Source organism: Flavobacterium sp. Leaf82 (genome assembly GCF_001422725.1).
In the GTDB taxonomy this organism is placed as follows: Bacteria; Bacteroidota; Bacteroidia; order Flavobacteriales; family Flavobacteriaceae; genus Flavobacterium.
On record NZ_LMMA01000006.1, the window covers coordinates 207,275 to 229,616 of the forward strand.

At 33.9% G+C, this 22,342-nt stretch carries 19 protein-coding genes; 14 read left to right on the top strand and 5 right to left on the bottom strand.

The genetic code is table 11. From position 1 onward, the window contains the following. Positions 1 to 9: 9 nt before the first annotated feature. The 4 genes from ASF10_RS07000 to ASF10_RS07015 all read left to right on the top strand — a co-directional run bounded on the left by ASF10_RS07000 (position 10) and on the right by ASF10_RS07015 (position 4,828). Positions 10 to 1,272 carry a DUF5103 domain-containing protein gene (locus ASF10_RS07000; protein ID WP_056247074.1) on the top strand — a complete coding sequence of 421 codons (1,263 nt, stop codon included), beginning with the start codon at positions 10 to 12 and terminating at the stop codon, positions 1,270 to 1,272. Positions 1,273 to 1,351: 79 nt separating this feature from the next. Next, a complete protein-coding gene (apaG, locus tag ASF10_RS07005) occupies positions 1,352 to 1,738 on the top strand; it encodes a Co2+/Mg2+ efflux protein ApaG (RefSeq protein ID WP_041517556.1) in 387 nt (128 codons plus the stop codon). A gap of 155 nt (positions 1,739 to 1,893) precedes the next feature. Beyond that, complete coding sequence (gene pruA, locus ASF10_RS07010; RefSeq protein WP_056247075.1) at positions 1,894 to 3,519, top strand: L-glutamate gamma-semialdehyde dehydrogenase; 1,626 nt, start codon at positions 1,894 to 1,896, stop codon at positions 3,517 to 3,519. A gap of 580 nt (positions 3,520 to 4,099) precedes the next feature. Beyond that, positions 4,100 to 4,828, top strand: coding sequence for a hypothetical protein (locus ASF10_RS07015; protein ID WP_056247077.1), 729 nt, complete (start codon positions 4,100 to 4,102; stop codon positions 4,826 to 4,828). A gap of 78 nt (positions 4,829 to 4,906) precedes the next feature. Here ASF10_RS07015 and rsmG read toward each other — a convergent pair whose 3' ends face one another. Next, positions 4,907 to 5,536: a 16S rRNA (guanine(527)-N(7))-methyltransferase RsmG gene (gene rsmG, locus ASF10_RS07020; protein WP_056247079.1), complete on the bottom strand. Its 630-nt coding sequence runs from the start codon at positions 5,534 to 5,536 to the stop codon at positions 4,907 to 4,909. A gap of 107 nt (positions 5,537 to 5,643) precedes the next feature. Between rsmG and ASF10_RS07025 the strand changes: the two genes are divergently transcribed. The 4 genes from ASF10_RS07025 to ASF10_RS07040 all read left to right on the top strand — a co-directional run bounded on the left by ASF10_RS07025 (position 5,644) and on the right by ASF10_RS07040 (position 10,973). After that, the gene (locus tag ASF10_RS07025) at positions 5,644 to 6,738 is read left to right on the top strand and encodes a fatty acid desaturase family protein (RefSeq protein WP_056247081.1); all 1,095 of its coding nucleotides are present in this window, start codon (positions 5,644 to 5,646) and stop codon (positions 6,736 to 6,738) included. Positions 6,739 to 6,810: 72 nt separating this feature from the next. Continuing rightward, positions 6,811 to 8,001, top strand: a complete 1,191-nt coding sequence (locus ASF10_RS07030) for a pyridoxal phosphate-dependent aminotransferase (protein ID WP_056247084.1) — start codon at positions 6,811 to 6,813, stop codon at positions 7,999 to 8,001. Between the two features lie 355 nt (positions 8,002 to 8,356). Next, positions 8,357 to 8,815 carry a ferritin-like domain-containing protein gene (locus ASF10_RS07035; protein WP_056247087.1) on the top strand — a complete coding sequence of 153 codons (459 nt, stop codon included), beginning with the start codon at positions 8,357 to 8,359 and terminating at the stop codon, positions 8,813 to 8,815. Between the two features lie 283 nt (positions 8,816 to 9,098). Further along, positions 9,099 to 10,973, top strand: a complete 1,875-nt coding sequence (locus ASF10_RS07040; RefSeq protein ID WP_056247089.1) for a peptidase U32 family protein — start codon at positions 9,099 to 9,101, stop codon at positions 10,971 to 10,973. Between the two features lie 48 nt (positions 10,974 to 11,021). Here ASF10_RS07040 and ASF10_RS07045 read toward each other — a convergent pair whose 3' ends face one another. Then, the gene (locus ASF10_RS07045) at positions 11,022 to 11,804 is read right to left on the bottom strand and encodes a hypothetical protein (protein ID WP_056247091.1); all 783 of its coding nucleotides are present in this window, start codon (positions 11,802 to 11,804) and stop codon (positions 11,022 to 11,024) included. 328 nt (positions 11,805 to 12,132) lie between these two features. Here ASF10_RS07045 and purT point away from each other — a divergent pair, with 328 nt between their 5' ends. Genes purT through ASF10_RS07060 form a run of 3 tightly spaced genes read left to right on the top strand, consistent with a single transcriptional unit; the run spans position 12,133 to position 14,188 of the window. Further along, positions 12,133 to 13,293 (top strand): formate-dependent phosphoribosylglycinamide formyltransferase, encoded by a 1,161-nt coding sequence (gene purT, locus ASF10_RS07050; protein ID WP_056247093.1) that lies wholly within the window; start codon positions 12,133 to 12,135, stop codon positions 13,291 to 13,293. Between the two features lie 2 nt (positions 13,294 to 13,295). Further along, positions 13,296 to 13,613 (top strand): DUF6370 family protein, encoded by a 318-nt coding sequence (locus tag ASF10_RS07055; protein WP_056247095.1) that lies wholly within the window; start codon positions 13,296 to 13,298, stop codon positions 13,611 to 13,613. Further along, positions 13,613 to 14,188 carry a Crp/Fnr family transcriptional regulator gene (locus tag ASF10_RS07060; protein ID WP_056247098.1) on the top strand — a complete coding sequence of 192 codons (576 nt, stop codon included), beginning with the start codon at positions 13,613 to 13,615 and terminating at the stop codon, positions 14,186 to 14,188. Before ASF10_RS07055 ends, ASF10_RS07060 begins: the two co-directional genes overlap by 1 nt. A gap of 165 nt (positions 14,189 to 14,353) precedes the next feature. Here ASF10_RS07060 and aceA read toward each other — a convergent pair whose 3' ends face one another. Both aceA and aceB read right to left on the bottom strand, forming a co-directional pair. Continuing rightward, a complete protein-coding gene (aceA, locus tag ASF10_RS07065) occupies positions 14,354 to 15,634 on the bottom strand; it encodes an isocitrate lyase (protein ID WP_056247100.1) in 1,281 nt (426 codons plus the stop codon). Between the two features lie 262 nt (positions 15,635 to 15,896). Beyond that, a complete protein-coding gene (gene aceB / locus ASF10_RS07070; RefSeq protein ID WP_056247138.1) occupies positions 15,897 to 17,498 on the bottom strand; it encodes a malate synthase A in 1,602 nt (533 codons plus the stop codon). Between the two features lie 195 nt (positions 17,499 to 17,693). Between aceB and ASF10_RS07075 the strand changes: the two genes are divergently transcribed. The 3 genes from ASF10_RS07075 to ASF10_RS07085 all read left to right on the top strand — a co-directional run bounded on the left by ASF10_RS07075 (position 17,694) and on the right by ASF10_RS07085 (position 21,064). Then, positions 17,694 to 19,175, top strand: a complete 1,482-nt coding sequence (locus ASF10_RS07075) for a helix-turn-helix domain-containing protein (RefSeq protein WP_056247102.1) — start codon at positions 17,694 to 17,696, stop codon at positions 19,173 to 19,175. Between the two features lie 485 nt (positions 19,176 to 19,660). Continuing rightward, positions 19,661 to 20,377, top strand: coding sequence for a pirin family protein (locus ASF10_RS07080; protein ID WP_056247105.1), 717 nt, complete (start codon positions 19,661 to 19,663; stop codon positions 20,375 to 20,377). A gap of 153 nt (positions 20,378 to 20,530) precedes the next feature. Continuing rightward, positions 20,531 to 21,064, top strand: coding sequence for a YceI family protein (locus ASF10_RS07085; protein WP_056247139.1), 534 nt, complete (start codon positions 20,531 to 20,533; stop codon positions 21,062 to 21,064). A gap of 237 nt (positions 21,065 to 21,301) precedes the next feature. Here ASF10_RS07085 and ASF10_RS07090 read toward each other — a convergent pair whose 3' ends face one another. Further along, complete coding sequence (locus ASF10_RS07090; RefSeq protein ID WP_056247108.1) at positions 21,302 to 22,165, bottom strand: helix-turn-helix domain-containing protein; 864 nt, start codon at positions 22,163 to 22,165, stop codon at positions 21,302 to 21,304. Positions 22,166 to 22,342: the final 177 nt, after the last annotated feature.

Genomic DNA, 22,342 nt, shown 5'->3' on the forward strand with positions numbered 1-22,342 from the left:
CATAATATGATGCTAAAATTTTTGTTTCAAAATCTACTGTTGTTTTTCATTTGTATTTCGGCGACTGCTCAGGAAGTTCAAAATGAGATTGATCCTCCTTATAATATCAAAACCGTTTCGTTTGTTCAAAACGGCAGTAACGTAGTTCCTATATTTGAATTGGGCGATACTTTTACATTTCAGTTTGATGATTTATTTGGTAATGAAGCCAATTACTATTTTGAAGTCATTCATTGTGATTACAATTGGAAACCAACAGACATCCCTAAAACAGATTACATTAGTGGATTTGATAATCAAAGAATTACAGATTATGTTAATTCTTTTAATACGCTTCAGGTATTTTCGCATTACAGATTATCTTTTCCAAATCAGTTTACAACACAATTGCGAATTTCAGGAAATTACATGCTTAGAATCCTGAATGAAGATAAAGATATAGTTTTCTCAAGAAAGTTCATTTTATATGAAAATCATTCTACAGTTACAGCTCAGGTAAAGCGAAGCCGTGATGTTACTAATATTGACTATAAGCAAAACCTGGATTTTGCAGTATTATCTAACGATATTGTTTTTCAGACTCCATTACAAAATGTGAAAATCCTATTATTGCAGAATGGTAATTTTAATACGGGTATTAAAAACATTCCTCCACAATATACAATAGGAAATCAATTGGTATATAAATACAATAAAGAAACCCAGTTCTGGGGCGGAAATGAATTTTTATACTTTGAAAATAAAGACATTCGCGCCGCAAACAACAATGTAGGACGAGTTGGTGCAAACAACGACATTTACAATGGTTATCTTTATACAAATCAAGCCAGGGGCAATCAAATTTATACCGTTTATCAGGATGTAAACGGAAATTTTGTTGTAAAAAACATAAACGCTTCCAATAATGAAATAGAAGCAGATTATGCCTGGATTTATTTTAGTCTTTCGGCACCTACTTTCAGATCATCATCCAAAGACATTTATATTACAGGAATGTTCAATAATTACAGTTTATCGCCAGAATATAAAATGGATTATAATACGGATAAAGGAATTTATGAAAAAGCAGTCATGATTAAGCAGGGTTTTACTAATTTTCAATATACGATTGCCGATAAAAAAGGTGCTATAGATTATGAAAATGCTATTGACGGAAACTTTTATCAAACTGAAAATGAGTATACCATCTTAGTTTATTACAAAGAAAGTACAGATCGTTACCAAAGAGTTATAGGAAAAGGAAATGCGAACTCAATAAACATCATAAATTAAAACATTGTTAAGGTTTTAGATTGGAAGATTTTTTTTTGTAGATTTGCAACTATAACGCACACATATATACTACTTTAGTATGGTTTCTCAGATAACACGAGGCATAAAAATATCTGTTTTGACTAGTTTTGAAGGTACTTACTTCAAGAACTACAAGATTCATTTTGCTTTTAGTTATGTGGTTACAATCGAAAATCACAGCAAAGATTCAGTTCAGTTAACCTCTCGCCACTGGGAGATATTTGACTCTTTAAATGACTTGGAAATTGTTGACGGAGAAGGTGTTATTGGAAAAAAACCAGTTCTAAAACCTGGAGAAAATCACACTTATAGTTCCGGCTGTTTATTATCATCTCCTTATGGAGCGATGAAAGGTCATTTTAATATGATCAATTTTACTACTACAAAAACATTTAAGGTAATTGTTCCTACTTTTAGAATGTGTGCTCCTTTTGCCTTAAACTAAATACTGGCTTAAAAACTACATTTTTTATAGTTATCTTAATCATAATTTTATCAAATTATTAATTTATCCTTTGTACTTTTGTGCCACGTTAGATTATTCGTAACAAATCAAATCATCTAACCCTTAAATTGTCTAATTATCTAATTTTAAATACAATGCTAAAAGGATTCTTTCATGTACCAAAAGCGGTAAACGAGCCTGTAAAAAGCTACGCACCTAACTCACCAGAAAAAGCAGCTGTTCAGGCAGCCTACACAACATTGTGGAATTCTAAAATTGACGTTCCGTTATATATCGGAAGCGAAGAAATCAGAACTGGAAATACAAGAACAATATCTGCTCCTCACGATCACAAACACATTGTAGGAACTTATCACTTAGCGGAAAAACAACATATTGAAAAAGCAATTGCCAATGCACTTGAATCAAGAACAGCATGGGCAAATATGGCATGGGAACAACGTGCTGCTATTTTCTTAAAAGCTGCTGAACTTATTGCAGGACCATACAGAGCTCGTATCAACGCAGCAACTATGATTGGTCAATCTAAAAATATTCATCAGGCAGAAATTGATGCTTCTTGCGAATTGATCGACTTTTTACGTTACAACGTAGAATTTATGACTCAAATTTACGGAGATCAGCCAAAATCTGATTCTACTACATGGAATCGTCTAGAATACAGACCTCTTGAAGGTTTTATTTATGCAATTACTCCTTTTAACTTTACTGCTATTGCTGCAAATCTTCCTGCAAGTGCTGCAATGATGGGTAACGTTGTGGTTTGGAAACCAAGTGATAGCCAGGTTTTCTCTGCAAAAATCATCATCGATGTTTTCAAAGAAGCTGGTGTTCCTGATGGTGTTATCAATGTTGTTTTTGGAGATGCATTAATGATTACTGATACTGTTTTAGCAAGCCGTGATTTTGCCGGAGTTCACTTTACAGGATCAACTCACGTATTTAAAGATATCTGGGCTAAAATTGGTTCAAACATTCACCTTTATAAAACATACCCAAGAATCGTTGGAGAAACTGGTGGTAAAGATTTTATCATTGCACATCCAAGCGCTAACGTAAAACAAGTTGCTACAGGAATTACTCGTGGAGCATTTGAATTTCAAGGACAAAAATGTTCAGCTGCTTCAAGAGCTTATGTTCCTCAAAGTTTATGGCCAGCTGTAAAAGAACAATTAATTGCTGATGTAAAATCGATGAAAATGGGTTCTCCGGAAGATTTTGGAAACTTTATTACAGCAGTTATTCACGAAGGTTCTTTTGATAAATTAGCTGGTTTTATAGATCAGGCTAAAAAAGATGCTGATGCTGAAATCATTGCTGGTGGAAATTATGATAAATCTGTAGGTTACTTTATTGAGCCAACAATTATTGTAACTACAAATCCAAAATATACTACAATGGAAACTGAGTTATTTGGACCAGTAATAACTATATATGTTTTCGAAGATGCAAAATGGGAAGAAACTTTAGAATTAGTTGATACTACTTCTGAGTATGCTTTGACAGGAGCTGTATTTAGCCAGGATCGTTATGCTATTGAAGTTGCAACTACGAAATTGCAAAATGCTGCTGGTAACTTCTATATCAACGACAAACCAACAGGAGCTGTTGTAGGAATGCAGCCTTTTGGTGGAGCAAGAGCTTCAGGAACTAACGATAAAGCAGGTTCTGCATTGAACTTATTACGTTGGGCTTCTCCCAGAACTATCAAAGAAACTTTTGTAACTCCAGAAGATTACAGATACCCTTTCTTAGGATAGTAATTTGTTCAAGTTTAAAAACATTTCAAGTTTCAAGTTAGAAACTTGGTCTATAAAAAGCCGAATCTTTTAATTAAGATTCGGCTTTTGCTTTTTATTTCTATTAGATAAAGACCAAACATTCCCTACTTTCATATCTGGTCTCTCAACAAAAACTGTCTATCACCTACACTTTGACAGTATTTGCCAATATCTTTTTATATTCCTTTTTAGAAAATTGATTACAAAATTTTCTAATTGCGATTAAATCGTAAAAAACAAACAACTCATTTGCAACGTTTTAATAAATAATCCTATTTATTATCTTAATTTATTTCAATAAATATGGTTTTAAAAAGCAAATATTATTTTGTAATACTTTTCTTATTATACTAGTTATCAACATGATACATTCTTAAAAACCCTATTCTATTACTTAAAAAACTTATTGCAATAAAGTAAAAATATTGTGCACCTTAAATTTGCATTAGATTTAATTGCGTGCTGAAATCAAAAAAGTATCATCAAAAATATACTGAAGAGAAGCACTTTTAAATTAAAAAAAAAAAACAGTAAAACATCAGTAAAAAATAAAAAAACAATGAAAAATTTACAAAACACACCTGCAATAATTGTGCAATCAAAAAGTATTGGTCATGTAATTGATTTTAAATGGAATAAAAAAAAGATTGAACAATTTTTAGATCCATTAGAAGGAAATGAGGAACTGGAAAATGAATTATTAAAAATTAATCATAAAGCTGCTGTTGGACTTACAGCCGCATTACTGGAATGGATTTACTGGCGCTATTCAGGATATACAAAAAACAGTACTGATATTCAAAAAAGAATTGAGGCTTTATGGTCTTCTATTGATAATATGAAAAATAGTAAGCCATTAGTTTTTGATACCAATTTTGACATATCAGCATCCGGTCATGTAGACGGACCATTATGGATTGCTCTAATGAATGTAAGGATGATTGATGTTATGTATAGAAAAGGATCTTACGCTCTTCAAAATGAGTTAATTGGACTTGTATTACTAGCACGACATATTACACCAAGAAAAAAAGTTTTTGATAAATGGTTTACCAAAACAATAGCAGTATTAAAAGAAGATTATCCTTGTCAATACAGCGCTGATATTATCGAAAATGAAGATGCTGTTTACGATTCATCACAAGAGCCAACTATTTGTCGTAACTTTTTCTTTGATCCTGAATTTCAATATTCTACTGAAGCATCAGAAAAAGCCATACACGAACTGATAGATAATTTAGATTCTAAAACAAATCCATTTTTGTGTTTCACAAAAAAAGCATCATAATCTATTGATTTGAAATCAAATAACCCGACAATAATTCATAAAGCAATTATTATCGGGTTATTTTATATTGAAGAAAGATTAGACTGTAAACTTCAAAGGCAAATGCACTACTTTTTTGGTTTCAAAAAATTCATCTTCAAAAATTGTAGACAAATCATATAAAGTTGCTTTTGGAAAATCCTTTAATTCTTCGGATAAATCGCCACCTTTAAGGTATAGAATTCCGTTTTTCAAAGTATGCTTATGTTGCTTCTTGATTTTATTTTTAATCCAGGAAACAAAGTCCGGCATATTTGTAACCGCGCGACTCACGATAAAATCAAAATCGCCTTTTACATTTTCGGCACGCAATTGTTCTGCTTTTACGTTCTTTAATTCTAATGCATCAACAACGCCCTGAACTACTTTTATTTTTTTAGCGATAACATCAATCAAATAAAAACGCGTTTCAGGAAAAAGAATCGCCAAAGGTATTCCAGGAAATCCACCGCCGGTTCCAACATCAAGAACAAACGTTCCGGGTTCAAATTTCATAATTTTTGCAATTCCTAACGAATGCAAGACATGTTTTGTATATAAGGCATCAATGTCTTTACGCGAAATAACATTGATTTTTTCATTCCAATCGTGGTATAAAAAGTCTAATTTTTGAAATTGTTCGATTTGAATATCAGTCAAATCAGGAAAATATTTCAATATCTCATCCATTGCTCTAATTTTTTAACAAAAGTACTACTTTACAGTTGAAATATTTAACTCAATTTTGCAAATTGAAAATTTATAATAATTACCTTTGAAAACTATTTAAATCAATTATGAATAACACTGCGCCTACATTTGCTAAGCAAGACAATCTGAAGTTCTTCAGAACACTTAACTCACGAGTAAACAATTACTTCAAGGAGAACAACATTCAGAAAACGGGAAACTGGAAGCTGCACTTAAAAGCTGTTATTCTTTTCGCCGTTTTCCTGACACCTTACTTTTTAATCCTAACTCTTAACATGCCATTTTGGGCACAATTGTTATTAAACATTCTTATGGGAGTTGGAATGGCAGGAATTGGAATGAATGTGATGCACGACGGAAACCACGGATCATACTCTTCTAAATCATGGATTAACAAAATCATGGGCGGAAGTATTTATGTTCTGGCCGGGAACGTTCACAACTGGCAAGTACAACACAATGTACTTCACCACACTTATACAAATATTCACGGTCATGATGAAGATCTTGACGCCGGAAGAATTATTCGTTTTACACAAAATGCCGAATGGCAACGTTTTCATAAATTTCAACATTATTATTCTTTTTTCTTATACGGACTATTGACTTTTAATTGGGCTTTAACAACCGATTTCAAGCAAATGAAAAACTACCTAAAAAGAAAATTATCATACGGAACACCTCAAAGTCCTGCCAAATTATGGACTGTTTTAGTGATCACAAAAATAATTTACGTTTTAATCTGGATGGTTTTACCAATGCTTCTTGGTGTAACATGGTGGAAAGTTATTGTTGGATTCTTCGTAATGCATTATGTAGCCGGATTAATTTTAAGTATTGTTTTTCAATTGGCACACGTAGTAGAGGAAACTTCGAACCCGGTACCTAATGAAGATGGCGAAATGGAAAACACGTGGGCAATTCACCAATTGTACACAACTGCTAATTTTGCTCCAAAAAACAAAATAGTAAACTGGTTTACAGGAGGATTAAACCACCAAATCGAACACCATATTTTCCCGAATATCAGTCATATTCACTACGGAAAAATTGCCGAAATTGTAAAACAAACTGCAATCGAATGCAACTTGCCTTATCATGAATTCAGAACGATGAGAGGAGCTGTTGTCGCACATTACAAGCATTTAAGAGATCTTGGAATGAAACCTGAACTAGCATAAAACTAAAAAAATCTATTAATAATTAACCTTCCTTAATTAAAGTTGAAATTAAGGACATTCAAAAATTTTATAATGAATCATATTCTTTCAGACAGAATCAACAACTTAGCAACATCACAAACCTTAGCAATGGCTGCTTTAGCGCGTGAATTAAAAGCACAAGGAAAAGACATTATCAGTTTAAGTTTAGGCGAACCGGATTTTAATACTCCTGACTTCATCAAAGAAGCGGTAAAAAAAGCAGTCGACGAAAATTACAGTACATATTCTCCGGTAGAAGGTTATTTAGAATTAAGAGAAGCAATTTGCAGAAAATTCAAAAGAGACAATAATTTAGAATACAAACCAACTCAAATTGTAGTTTCTACAGGAGCAAAACAATCTTTATACAACATTGCGCAAGTAATGTTAAACGATGGTGACGAGGTTATTTTACCAGCACCTTACTGGGTTTCTTATTTCGAAATTGTAAAACTTTCAGGAGGAGTTCCTGTTGAAGTTCCAACATCTGTAGATACTGATTTTAAAATTACACCAGAACAATTAGAAGCTGCGATCACACCAAAAACAAAAATGATGTGGTTTTCTTCACCTTGTAATCCATCTGGATCTGTTTACAGCAGAGAAGAGTTAACAGCTCTTGCAAAAGTTTTAGAAAAACACCCAAATATATATGTAGTTGCTGACGAAATTTATGAGCACATCAATTTCTCAGGAACTTTCTGCAGCATCGGTTCAATCCCGGGAATGTTAGAAAGAACAATTACTGTAAACGGAGTTGCAAAAGCATTTGCAATGACAGGATACAGAATTGGTTACATTGGAGCTCCTGAATTTATCGCAAAAGCGTGTACAAAAATTCAGGGACAAGTAACTTCAGGAGCAAACTCTGTGGCGCAACGTGCTACAATTACTGCTGTAGATGCTGATCCAAGTGTATTAAACCACATGGTTCAGGCTTTCCACACTCGTAGAGATTTAGTGGTTGGATTGCTTAAAGAAATTCCAGGAGTAAAAATCAACGTTCCGGAAGGAGCATTTTACGTATTCCCTGACGTTTCTTCTTTCTTTGGAAAAACATTGAGAGGAACAGAAATTAAAGATGCTAATGATGTTTCAATGTACCTTTTGGCCGAGGCAAATGTAGCAACGGTAACGGGAGACGCTTTTGGAAATCCAAGTTGTATCCGTTTCTCTTACGCAACAAGCGACGATATCTTAAAAGAAGCATTACGCAGAATCAAAGAAGCTTTGGCTGCATAACAACATAAACAATTTTACTAAAACGGCTTAAGGTTTAAAGTTTCATCACTTTATACTTTGAGCTGTTTTTTTTTATGACGATATTTTGGGCGTGAGCCTGTCCCGATAGCTATCGGGAGGCTATTCGCTGCAAGTCCTCGCACTTCCTTCGTCAGGCTGTGGGCTTTCCACTTCTATCCCTCACGCAAACCAACATAAAGTAATTAGTGAAAATTTGTGCAATTCGTGGCAAACAATCCTTATTCTTTCAAAATTCCCATTCTACAATCTTATAAATCACTAGTAAAATTCTGTAAAACAAAACCCTTAGTAAAATCCCACCTTTGTATTATACATTAATTAAAAAACTATAATTATGATACATACAGATGAAACCACAGAAAAAGCAGTTAGTACATTAGAAGGATTAATCGCAATCCTGGAAGACGGAAAACTAGGATATACAAATGCCGCTGAACATGTAAGCAGCCCGGCTATTAAAACTGACTTTTTAGATTATGCCCGTGAGCGTGCATTATTCATTGTAGAAATACAAGACGAAATCAACAAATTAGGAAAATCAACAGATACTGCCGGAGGCGGACCATTAGGAGCCTTGCACCGTGTATGGATCGACATCAAATCATCTTTTACAAGCGGAGATACAGAAGCTATCATTAATGCTTGTATTACAGGTGAAGAAGCTGCGATCGAAAAATATAAAATGGCTTTAGAACACAACCATCTTGATGGAAGTCAAATTGCAATTGTTTCGAAACAATTAAACAGTATCGAAAACACTTTGACTAAAATTAAAGCGAAAAAATTGTCTTAATAATTGACACTATTTTTTGAGAAGGAGAACTATCCGGTTATTTAAACTGGGTAGTTTTTTTGTTTTAATAACATTTACATCCCGAAAATATTAAAATTCGCCACTGTAAATTTTACCGAATTTCCACCTCTGATGATACAGAAATCAACAACCTTACATATCATCATTCCATATAACCTAACTATTTCAAAAAAAGTCACTTCAGCATTAGTAATCTCGAATTATTTATAAGAACTTTGCAAACTTTTTTCCGTGAATATCACAGAAGCTTAAAGTTTTAGAAATGAAGAAGAAGATAGAAATATTAGCTCCTGCTAAAGATTTAATTGGAGGAATGGCAGCCATAAATAGTGGCGCCGATGCTGTATATATTGGTGCGCCGCAATTTGGGGCACGTTCAAATGCCAATAATTCCATTGAAGATGTTGCAGCTTTGGTACAATATGCGCACTTATTTAATGCTCAGGTTTTTGTGGTTATGAATACCATTTTGTACGACAACGAACTGGAAACTTGCCGTTCGATGATCTGGGAATTATATGATATTGGTGTTGATGCCCTGATTATTCAGGATATGGCAATTATGGAAATGGACTTACCTCCTATCGTACTTCACGCCAGCACACAAGCCAATAATCGTGATGCCGATAAAATAAAATTCCTGAAAGATGCCGGAATTAAACGTGTGGTTTTAGCCCGCGAATTGAATTTACACCAAATTAAAACGATTTACGACGAAGCTGATGTTGAGTTAGAATTTTTCGTAACTGGTGCATTATGTGTGTCTTTTAGTGGAAACTGTTATATGAGTGTAGCAAACGGAGAACGTAGTGCCAATCGTGGTTCTTGCGCACAAAACTGTCGTTTACCGTATAACTTAATCGACGGGAACGGAGAAACTTTAATCAAAAACAGTCACTTACTTTCAATAAAAGATTTAGACATTTCAGAGCAAATCCCTAATTTGATCGAAGCCGGAATCGTTTCTTTTAAAATCGAAGGACGATTGAAAGATGTAGTTTACGTAAAAAATAACGTATCTTATTTACGTCAAAAACTGGATAGTTATCTGGAAGGCGCAGGAAGCGATAAATATATGAAAGCTTCTTCCGGAACTTGTACATATACTTTTGATTCGTCTTTAAACAGAACTTTCAACCGTGGTTATACAGATTATTTCGTAAACGAAAGACACAGTTCTATTGGTTCTTGGGAAAGCCCAAAATCAAAAGGCCAATATATTGGTAAGTTAATCCGAACTGTTGGAAACGCTTACGAAATCGAAAACGGCGAATTATTAAACAACGGTGACGGACTTTGTTTCATCAACGAAAACAACGAAGCTGACGGAATCTATGTTAATAAAGCCGAAAACGGAAAAATATATCCAAATGTTTTAAAAGAAGTAAAAGACGGAACTTTCATCTATAGAAATAATGACGCCGCTTTTATTAAAATTGTAGAAAGAGAAGATAGCGCCGTTCGTAAATTAAGCACAACGTTATTACTTACCGAAACAGAAACAGGTTTTGAATTAATCGCAACTGACGAAGACGGAAACGTAAGTATTGTAAATTTAGAACACTCTAAAGAGCAAACTAAAACCGGCGAATCAATCGAGGAAAACATCAAAACACAATTAGCAAAAACAGGTTTTACACCTTATACCGCTAATGAAATCAATATTATGTTTTCTCAAAACTGGTTTCTTCCTATTTCAAAAATTAACGAAATGCGAAGAACAGTTTACGATCAACTGACTCAAATACGTTTGGCAAATTACAAACGTGAAGAACACCAAATTGTAAAAACGTCACATCCATATCCTGAAACTAAACTTGATTTCATGTACAACGTTTCGAATAAAACGGCACGTAAATTCTACGAACGTCATGGCGTAACCGAAATCGAAAAAGCATTCGAATTACAATGGGATCCAGGAAAATCTCGTGTAATGACAACTAAATATTGCATTAAATACGAATTAAAAAAATGTCCGATACACCAAAAAGATATAGTTGGTGTCAAAGTAAAAGAGCCTTTGGTTTTAAAACAGGGAGAACTTGAATACAAACTAAAATTCAATTGCAAGCCTTGCGAAATGGAAATTTGGGAAAAAGATGCCGAATTTGAAATCGAGGAAGATCATTTTCATTAAAAAACAAAGCGATACTTTTAAACAGAAGTATCGCTTTTTTATTTTTATTTATTTTTTCTTCGTTGTTTTTGCTTTTGGCTTTGCAGTAGCTTTTTTAACCGTCTTTGCTTTTGTTGTTTTTGCTTCAGCCTTTTGCTCAGGTTCTGGTTTTGGCACTGGCTTTGGCTTTACATTACATAAATTTACAAGCATCTCAATATCATTATATTTATATTCTTTATCTTCTATTTTTTTTGCTATTTCTGGACTATCCTTAAAATAATAAACTCCATATTCTTTAAAAAAAGCATTATATCCCGCAGATAAAGCATTTGAACTTAAGGAAACTAAGGTTGGGTAATCTTCCTGATGTCTTTTCATATAATGATTAACTTCTTTAGAAACGACCTGCATTTTATCTACTTTGATCTTTTCCTGGGTCTTTTCATCTTCTGTCTTAACCTCTTTTATTCCGTATTCTTCACCACCCAAATACAAAGAAATCTTTCCAGTAATTATTTTACAGATCCATCTTTCATCAATAACCTTAAACTCTGTACCCTTATTTTTATACACTTTTGTTTTTGTCCATTCAAAAGTATAAGAAAGCTTTTTATTCTCATCAAAAATCTGAATTGAATCTATTTCTTTACTTGCGTGCTTTTGATTCTTGTCGCCTACTTTAATTTTTACCTTTTTATCTTCAAATCCCGGAAAATTAACTATTCCGCTAATTTGCTGTTTGTCCTTTTTATAAACAATAGCATCAGCTTTTTGTTCTCCCATTCCAAATTTAAATGTAATTCCGGCTGATTGAGCCTGAGCAAGCGATGTAATGCATAAAGCACTCATTATTAAAAAAAAAATTTACTTTCATCTTAAGGGTTAAATGTTATTTGTTAGCCCGCAAATATATAAATATACTCCTACTTATAAATAAAATCTTCAAATAAAATTAACCTGAATTTTCTACAGTTATTTTAGTTGTATTTTATAAATATGCGTTTACAATATTAGCTTGTATATAAGTGTCTTGCGATCTTTAAATGTTATAATTTCCTAAATCTTGCAGCTTAATCCATATAACTATATAAAATATCTAAAAAACAGAATCTGAATAAAAACCATTTTCCTTACTTTTACTACTCCATTTATATTCCAATATTTCAAATATCCCCCTATGAAAATATTACTTTTGGGTTCAGGTGAATTGGGCAAAGAATTTGTCATTGCCGCGCAACGAATCGGGCAAACCATAATTGCTGTAGATAGTTATGAAAATGCACCAGCAATGCAAGTTGCCCATGGTTTTGAAGTCATCAATATGCTCGACGGAGAAGCTCTTGACAGGATTGTAGCCAAACACAAACCAGATTTTATAGTTCCTGAAATTGAAGCTATTCGTACGGAACGTTTTTATGATTACGAAAAGCAAGGCATCACCGTTGTTCCTTCGGCGAAAGCAGCTAATTTTACTATGAATCGCAAAGCAATTCGTGATTTAGCTTCAAAAGAATTAGGTTTAAAAACAGCCAAATATCAATATGCAACCTCTGCCGAAGAATTACAGAAAGCGGTTCAGGAAGTTGGAATTCCGTGTGTGGTAAAACCTCTAATGTCGTCTTCAGGAAAAGGGCAATCGACTATAAAAACCGAAAGCGATATCGAAAAAGCGTGGGAATATGCCGTTGCAGGTTCTCGCGGAGACGTGATTGAAGTTATTGTAGAGGCATTTGTTGATTTTAATTCAGAGATTACGCTTTTAACGATTACCCAAAACACCAATCCAACCTTATTTTGCGCGCCAATTGGCCACAGACAAGAACGTGGCGATTATCAGGAAAGCTGGCAACCGGCAAAAGTTTCTGAAGCTGATCTATATGAAGCGCAGGATATGGCAGAAAAAATTACTGAAGCCCTTGGTGGTGCAGGACTTTTTGGTGTTGAATTTTTCCTGACTAATGACGGTGTTTATTTCTCTGAACTTTCTCCGCGTCCGCATGATACCGGAATGGTGACTTTGGCGGGAACACAAAATTTTAATGAATTCGAATTGCATTTACGTGCTATTTTAAGTCTTCCAATTTTCGAAATTACTCTTGAAAAAGCCGGAGCTAGCGCTGTAATTTTAGCCTCAGAAGATTCTAATAATCCAACTTTTACCGGAATCGAAAAAGTTGCTGCTTTACCAAAAACCGATTTCAGGATTTTTGGCAAACCAACTTCAAGACCGTATCGCCGAATGGGAGTTGTGTTAAGTCACGATTCACTTGTAACTCCAATCGAAGAAGTTGTAGAACGCGCCAAAACGACTTCGAAATTAATAACCGTAAACTCTTAAAAATGAAAAAAATATTGTTCATAGTATTCCTTTTTGTTGGAATCGCAACTCAGGCCCAGAATAAAAAAACAACCGAAAAACCTCAAATAGTAGAAACTGCTTGTGGTGAATGTCAATTTGGACTAAAAGGTAAAAGCTGTGATTTAGCCGTTCGTATTGACGGAAAAGCTTATTTTGTAGACGGAACTACTATTGACGATCATGGCGATGCTCATGCCGAAGATGGTTTTTGCAATAAAATACGCAAAGCCGAAGTTACAGGAAAAGTAGAAAACAATCGTTTTAAAGCCACATCATTCACCTTACTTAAAGAAAAATAATGGCGTTAATTCTCGAAAACATTGCTAAACACGTTTCTTTAACTCCTGAAGAACAAGCTCATTTTTTATCTAAAACCGAAACACATACTTACAAAGCCAAAACAATTTTACTAAGCGCTGGTGAAGTATGCAAACATTCGTATTTTGTTAATTCCGGAATCTTAAGAAGTTTCAACATCAACGATAATATTGTCGAACATGTTCTTTCGTTTTCTTGTGCAGGCTGGTGGATTAGCGATATGTACAGTTTTTTTTCGCAAAAACCGGGACAGCTTTTCATAGAAGTTCTGGAAGATGCAGAAGTCATTTCCCTAACTAAAGAAAATCAGGAACAATTGTATTTGGACATTCCGAAATTAGAACGTTTCTTCAGGATTCTTATCGAAAATTCATTAGTTGCCAATCAGCAACGACTAATGGATAACTTAAGCTTACCTGCCGAAGAACGTTTCGATAAATTCTGCAAAAAATACGGAACACTAGTTCATAAAGTCCCTCAAAAACAAATCGCTTCTTTTATAGGGGTTACGCCAGAATTTTTCAGTAAAATGAAAGCAAGACTTTTAAAGAAGTAAAAAATATTTAGCCACCAATTTCACGAATTCACGCGAATTTTTATTCAATTTTTGCGCTAATTAATTTGTGTAAATTCGCGAAATTCGTGGCGAAAAAAAAATCTTTTAATCTGTGAAATAAGTGGTAAAAAAAAACCAGTTCAATGAACTGGTTTTTCTTTTGAATTAAAATTGCTCAACTTCTGTAGAATGTTTCATTGCTGTTGTGGTTGATTTTCCTATTGTTACCGTATTTTGTACGGCATCGAAATAAGACGTTCCCACAAAAGCCTGATGTTTCACCGCTCTGAATCCGTTTTTCTGTAAAGCAAATTCTCTTTCCTGCAGTTCAGAATATCCTGCCATTCCGCGTTCTTTATACGCTTTAGACAACTCGAACATACTTGTATTCAAAGCATGGAATCCTGCCAGGGTAATGAACTGAAATTTATATCCCATTGCTGCCAGATCTTCTCTAAAAGTTTCCATTTCGGCAACTGATAATTTTGCAGCCCAGTTAAAAGACGGTGAACAATTGTACGCCAACATTTTATCCGGGAATTCTTTTTTCATGGCATCAGCAAACTTTTTAGCATAAACCAAATCCGGATTACTGGTTTCCATCCAAATTAAATCAGCATAAGGAGCGTAACTCAAACCCCTTGCAATTCCCTGATCGATTCCATTTTTTACATAAAAGAAACCTTCGTTGGTTTTTTCGCCTGTAATAAATTTAGCGTCTCTCGGATCTGCATCGCTCGTTAATAAATTAGCCGCATCAGCATCTGTTCGTGCAACAATTAGAGTCGAAACTCCCATAACGTCTGACGCTAAACGAGCTGCAATCAATTTATTAATCGCTTCTTGCGTTGGCACTAAAACCTTTCCGCCCAAATGCCCGCATTTTTTTGCAGAACTCAATTGATCTTCAAAGTGAACTCCTGAAGCTCCGGCTTCAATCATTGATTTCATAAGTTCAAAAGCATTTAAATTTCCGCCAAAACCAGCTTCGGCATCAGCCACAATCGGAACCAGATAATCTTTTTTATCCTCAACTTTATTTACAGTCTGAATTTGATCTGCACGCAACAAAGCATTATTTATTTTTTTAACCACCATTGGCACACTGTTTACCGGATAAAGCGATTGGTCAGGATACATTTCTCCCGCCAAATTTGCATCAGCAGCAACTTGCCATCCGCTCAAATAAATCGCTTCTAAACCAGCATCGACTTCCTGAATCGCCTGATTTCCAGTCAACGCGCCTAAACCAGCAACATAATCCTGAGTTTTTAACTTTCTCCATAATTTTTGCGCTCCCATTTTAGCAATAGAATGCTCAATTTGATACGAGCCTTGAAGCGTAACTACTTCTGTAGCAGTATAAGGACGCTCAACACCTTTCCATCTTGGGTTCGTGATCCAATCGTTAATCAATTCCTGAATTCTGTCTTCTGTTGTTTTCATAAATAGTTTAGTTAAAAGTGGTTAGTGTTTTAGTGTTCAGTCTCTCCCGATAGCTATCGGGATTAGTTTTCAACTTAACTGGACTTATTTTTCTTTGAGTTTAATTTTAACACATAAAGACATAGAATTTCTTTGTGGTTAAAGGCATTTCATTTGTTTAAACAAACATAGCTATGTGTAAAAATCCAGATTTTTTCAAAACTCTTTTTTATTCACATTTTAAACCTATGTTTCTATGTGTTTAAAATAAACTCAGCAATTGTTATAAATATTTGTAGCAAGGAATCGTCAAAAAGTCAACGAAATCAGGATTTACAACCAGTCTTTCCAGAACTTTTTCAGCCAAAGGAAATTGTCTTTTTTCATGATTTTCCTCTCCTAATTCGTCTTTGATTTTCTTGAATTCCTCTAAAGCTAATTCGTGATAATAAGCTAAATCTAATTTTTTGCCGTTATCTAAAACCACTTTATTCTGAAGCCATTGCCACAATTGCGATCTCGAAATCTCAGCCGTTGCTGCATCTTCCATCAAATTATGCAAAGCCGCTGCGCCTTGTCCATTTAGCCATGAAGCCAAATATAAAACTCCAACGTTAATGTTTTTTCGAACACCATTTTCAGTAATGATTCCAATTGGTGGTTCAATTAGATCTGCTTCTGTAATTTTGCGATGTTCTCTTTTTATATGTATCTGGTTTGGAGATGGCATTCCTTTATCAAAAATTTCTTTTGCAATGGCAACTAAATCCGGATGTGCAACCCAGGTTCCGTCGTGACCATTTTTTACTTCACGTTCTTTATCGGTTTTTACTTTTGCAAAAGCAACGGCATTGGCTTCTTCATTATTTTTAATCGGAATTTGCGCTGCCATTCCGCCAATTGCATGAATTCCGCGTTTGTGACATCTTTGAATCACCAAATTCGAATAAGCATTCATAAAAGGCGAAGTCATATTTACCTGATCACGATCTGGAACGATGAATTTTGGATTTTTTCTAAATTTCTTGATGTAAGAGAAAATATAATCCCAACGTCCGCAATTCAAGCCAACAATATGCTCCTTCAATTCATATATAATTTCATCAAGTTGAAAACTCGCGGTTATAGTTTCAATTAAAACCGTCACTTTTATGGTTCCTCTTTCTAGTTTTAAATAATCCTCGGTAAAATCAATTACAGTATTCCACCAACGTGCTTCGAGGTAATGTTCTAATTTTGGAATATATAAATACGGTCCTGAATTGTTTTCTAAAAGTCTTTTATGATTATGAAAAACATATAAACCAAAATCTACCAAAGAGCCTGAAACTTCATTCCCGTCAATTAAAAGATGTTTTTCCGGTAAATGCAAACCACGCGGACGAACGATTAACGTTGCAGTCTTTTCATTTAAATGATATGATTTATGTTTCGTCAGATCTGTATAGGATATCGTTTTATTAACAGCATCAATTAAATTTACTTGACCATCCATCAAATTTTGCCAGGTTGGTGAAGTACTATCTTCAAAATCAGCCATAAATGTTTTTGCACCTGAATTCAAAGCATTAATAATCATTTTGCGATCAACTGGTCCGGTGATCTCTACTCTTCTGTCTAATAAATCTTTCGGAATTTCTCCAGCTGTCCAATTACTTTCTCTGACGCTTTTTGTTTCTGGTGTAAAAACCGGCATGACGCCCTGATCAAAAGCAGTTTGTTTTTGTTCGCGTTGTAACAATAACAGTTTTCGTTGCGATTCGAATTTTCGATTCAAATCAACGATAAAAACAATTGCTTCTTCTGTCCAGATTTTTGGATAAGAAAGCTTCTTTTCGGCTAAAAACTCCATTGCCGTTTCGGTAATTTCTAATTGGTTTTTCATAGCTGTGGATTTTATTTTCATTAGTATCAATTGAATCATTTATATCTTTTTAAGGATATTAAACTTAACTATTTGACATCTAATAATTTCTACACCACAATATTATAAAAAAGTTTTTTACAAAACAAGCGAACGTTCGCTAAATATTAAAAATAATTTTTTGGCGATTATTTTTCAAATGCTTATATTTGATATATGGATATCGAAAAAGACTATATAAAGCTGATATTTGGGCTAAAACTCAAACAAGTCAGAACACAAAAAAATCTTTCTCTTTTTGGCTTAGCCAAATTGACAAATCTTTCAAAATCGTACTTAAACGAGATTGAAAAGGGAAAAAAATATCCAAAAACAGATAAAATTTTGCTTCTGTGCGAACATTTAGATGTTCCTTACGACCAAATGGTATCTTTAAAACTAGATAACAATCTTGCTCCGATTGGTGAAATTTTGAAATCCGGAATTTTAAAAGAGATTCCGCTAGAGCTTTTTGGAATTCAGGAAGCAGATTTAATCGATATTATTGCCAATGCTCCGGCAAAAGTCAATGCTTTTATAAGTACAATTATCGAAATCGCACAACATTATAATCTAAGCCGTGAAAGTTTTTTTCTGGCTGCTTTACGATCTTATCAGGAAGCACACAGTAATTATTTTGAAGATCTCGAAGATAAAGTCATTGCTTTTTCGAAGTCATTCCAGATTAATTTAGATTCTAAAATTACAATAGAAGAACTGGAAGCGATCTTAAAGGAAGAATATGAATATAAAATAAAAGAAATAGGATTTTCTGAACAGGAAGCTTTGGGAGATTTGCGTTCTATTTATGTTCCAAAAAGTAAAACTTTATTACTTTCTACAGAATTAGATTCTCCGCAGAAAGCATTTATTTTAGCCAAAGAAATTGCTTATAATTACTTGAAAATTTCAGATCGTTTATTGACTTTCAGCTGGATTAAATTCGAAAATTTCGATCAGGTTTTACATAATTTTTATGCTTCGTATTTTGCCGGAGCTTTATTATTACCAAGAAAACTGGTGGTTGACAAAATCAATACTTTCTTAAATAACGAGAAACCAAATCCGGAAGAATTTGTAGCGTTAATCGAAAGTTTCGAAGTTTCGCCTGAATCATTTTATCAGAGATTAACCAATTTATTACCGAAAGATTTCCATTTAAAGAATTTATTCTTTTTAAGAATGTCCCATAAAATAGGTTCGGATAAATATCAAATAAAAAAAGAACTACATATTACCAACCAACAAGAACCTCACGCAAACGAAACAAATGAGCATTATTGCAGAAGATGGGTTTCGGTAAAAACCATAGATGAAGCAATCAAACAAAATAAACCTCATTTTTTTGATGCTCAAATTTCAAGTTACGCACATAGCGGAAATGAATATTTAGTTTTTTCATCGGCCACAAAAGATCCTTTTGTAGAAAATTGTATCAGAAGTATTTCGGTTGGAATCCTGATTACGCCAACAATGAAGAAGAAATTTAAGTTCATTGAAGGCAAACCTTTAGTAAAAAGAATCGTTGGCGTTACTTGTGAAACCTGCGATGTAAAAGATTGCCTCGAAAGGGCTGCGCCACCAATTGCATTAGAAAGAAAAAGACGTCACGAGAATACGGATGCGGTTGTACAGCAGTTTATTTCGCAGTATAGTTAAATTTTAGATTGTTGATTTTAGATTTTAGATTTTTTTTATACACAATCTTGTCATCTCGACGGAGGAAGATTACACTAGAAATTCTGATGCTATAATCGTCAATCTTTGTTGATTATGATTGCGTAGAATGGGTTGCGTAGAATGGATTGAAATCCATCCCTACAATATAGTTCGTTCCTTCGGAACTTTAATAAAAAGCGGGAGTATAGATTTCTTATAAAAATAAAAGTTCTCACTTAGCCCCGATAGAAGTGAAAATCCTTTTGTGTCTGCCGCCGCGGACACAAAAGATTGAAACGGATAGCGGGACTTCAGATCTTTTGAAAACCAGAACTTCTGCTCCTAAAAAACACCACAAAGCCATAAAATCTGAGCACCTCAGAACTTCATAACTCAGCATCTTAAAGAACTTAATCTAGGTTAAGTTTGTTTCATTTGCCTTGGTGGTATCTTTGTACTATAAAAATAACAAAACACATCTCATCATGGAAAATATAGTATTACACAAAGCAGAAACAAGAGGAAACGCAAATCACGGATGGCTAAATGCTTATCATAGTTTTAGTTTTGCGAGCTGGTATAACCCGGATAGAATTCAGTTTGGAGCGCTTCGCGTTTTGAACGATGACACGATTGCGGGCGGAATGGGTTTTGGAACTCATCCTCACGATAATATGGAAATTATTACGATTCCGTTAGAAGGTGATTTAGCACACAAAGACAGCATGGGAAATACTGAAATTATCAAAAATGGTGATATTCAGGTTATGAGTGCCGGAACTGGGGTTCAACACAGTGAGTTTAACCCAAATGCAGATCAGCAAACTAAATTATTGCAAATATGGCTGTTTCCAAATAAAAGAAATGTAGCTCCTCGTTACCAACAAATTACTTTGGATGTTGCGGACAGACATAATAAATTATCTCAGATTTTATCACCAAATGCTGATGATGAAGGAGTTTGGATTCACCAGGATGCATGGTTCAATATGGGTAATTTTGATGCCGGAATTGAAACAGAATACAAAATTAAAAAAGAAGGTAACGGCGTTTATGCTTTTATCTTAAAAGGAAACGTAACTATCAACGGTCAGGAATTAAATACTCGTGATGCTGTTGGAATTTCAGGAACTGAGGTTTTAAACATAAAAGCAAATACGGATGCTGAATTTTTATTAATGGACATTCCGATGAACTATTAATTCGACATCATTTTTCAAGCAACAAAACAAAAAACAAATGGACGATTAAAAAGTTATCGTTTTCATTTCTTAATCTAGGTTAAGTGCTAAATGAAGACACTCGAAGTAACTTTGTCCTATCAAAATGAAATTAATTATTTAAAAATAAAAATTATGGCAACTACAAAATGGTCAATTGACCCAACACATTCAGAAATTGGTTTTAAAGTTAAACACATGATGTTTACAAATGTTTCAGGTAAATTTGGAACTTACGATGCAACAATTACTACAGACGGAGATAACTTCGAAAATGCAGATATCCAATTTTCTGGTGATATTGCTTCTATCGATACTGCAAATGCAGACAGAGACGGTCACTTAAGAAGTGCAGACTTTTTTGATGTGGAAAATAATCCAAAATTAACTTTCAAAGCTTCCTCTTTCAAAAAAATCGATGCTGGAGATTATGAAATAACTGGAGATTTAACAATTAAAGGTGTTTCTAAATCTGTAACTTTCCCAGTAGACTTTAGCGGAATCATGACTGATCCATGGGGAAATACAAAAGTAGGTTTAAGCATCGAAGGAAAAATCAATCGTAAAGATTGGGGTTTAAACTGGAACTCTGCTCTTGAAACTGGTGGTGTTTTAGTTGGAGAAGAAGTTCGTTTAAACATCGAATTACAATTTGCAAAACAAGCGTAATTCTTTATAATAGGTTTTAATTTGGTTGGTTAAAAAGCCTGCACTTTTTAGGAAGTGCAGGCTTTTTTTGTTTGCCACGAATTACACTAATTTCCACTAATTTTTTTTCCACAGATTAAATAGATTTTCACTGATTATATTATCGCAATACATAAAAAAAATCTTTTTAAATCTATCTAATCTGTGGCGAAAAATTAAATAATAATTCGTGTAAATTTGTGTAATTCTTGGCCAAAACTATCGTACAGTATTTCGGAATTCTGTTGGCGACATTCCGGTTTGCTTTTTGAAAAATCTGGAGAAATACGAATAATCTTCGTAACCTACTTTAAATGCTACCTCGTTTACTGCTAATTGCTTATCGGTTAGCATTCTTTTTATCTCTAAAACTACACGATCTGTAATAACTTCGGTCGCGGTTTTTTGAAGAATTTCATTGCAGATTCTATTTAAATGTTTTAATGTAATATTTAATTTCTCTGCGTAGAAAGAAGGCAATTTTTCTTGTTTGAAATGTTGCTCCAAAAGCATTTCGAACTTATCGATTTTGATATTGTACGAATGCGTTTGATGTGAATAGGTTTCGTTGTATTTACGTGCAATTTCGATATGGATACAATCCAGCAAATTCAGCATTTTATCGAGTTGATATCTATTCTCCTGATTGTTTTCCTCTATTAGCAGATTAAAATACGGGAGGATTTTTGGGATTTGATTTTCTTCAAAAACCATTTCCGGTCGGTTATGAATCGAATGATAAAAATTATATTCGTTGATGTTTTTTTGTCCAAAATAGAGATTATACAATTCTTGCGAAAAGATTATCACAAATCCTTCTATGTCTTCAGACAAGCTCCAATGATGCATTTGTCCGGGTTGCAAAACGAACAAGCTTCCTTTTTTGATTTCAAATTGATCAAAGTCGACTTCGTGTTGTCCTGAACCTTTTGTAAAAAAAACCATTAAATACGAATCATGCCTGTGCGGTTCTTCGACAAAACTGTGGCTTTTTAGATGTTCTTTGAATGTATTTACATAAAAATCGCGGTGAATATCATTGCAGCTAAAATTCTGAACACTATAAACGGGATATCTTTTCATATGCGATTAAATTGTAGATTGTAGATTGCAGATTTTAGATTTTTGGATTTGTCATTTGGGATTTCAGATTTTGAAATTTTTTCAAAAAAATGTCTTTATTGTGCTATAAGTAGCGAAGATATAAAAAAGACTTTTATCCTGCTCTGAATTACCTTTGTATAAATAAAAAACAACAAG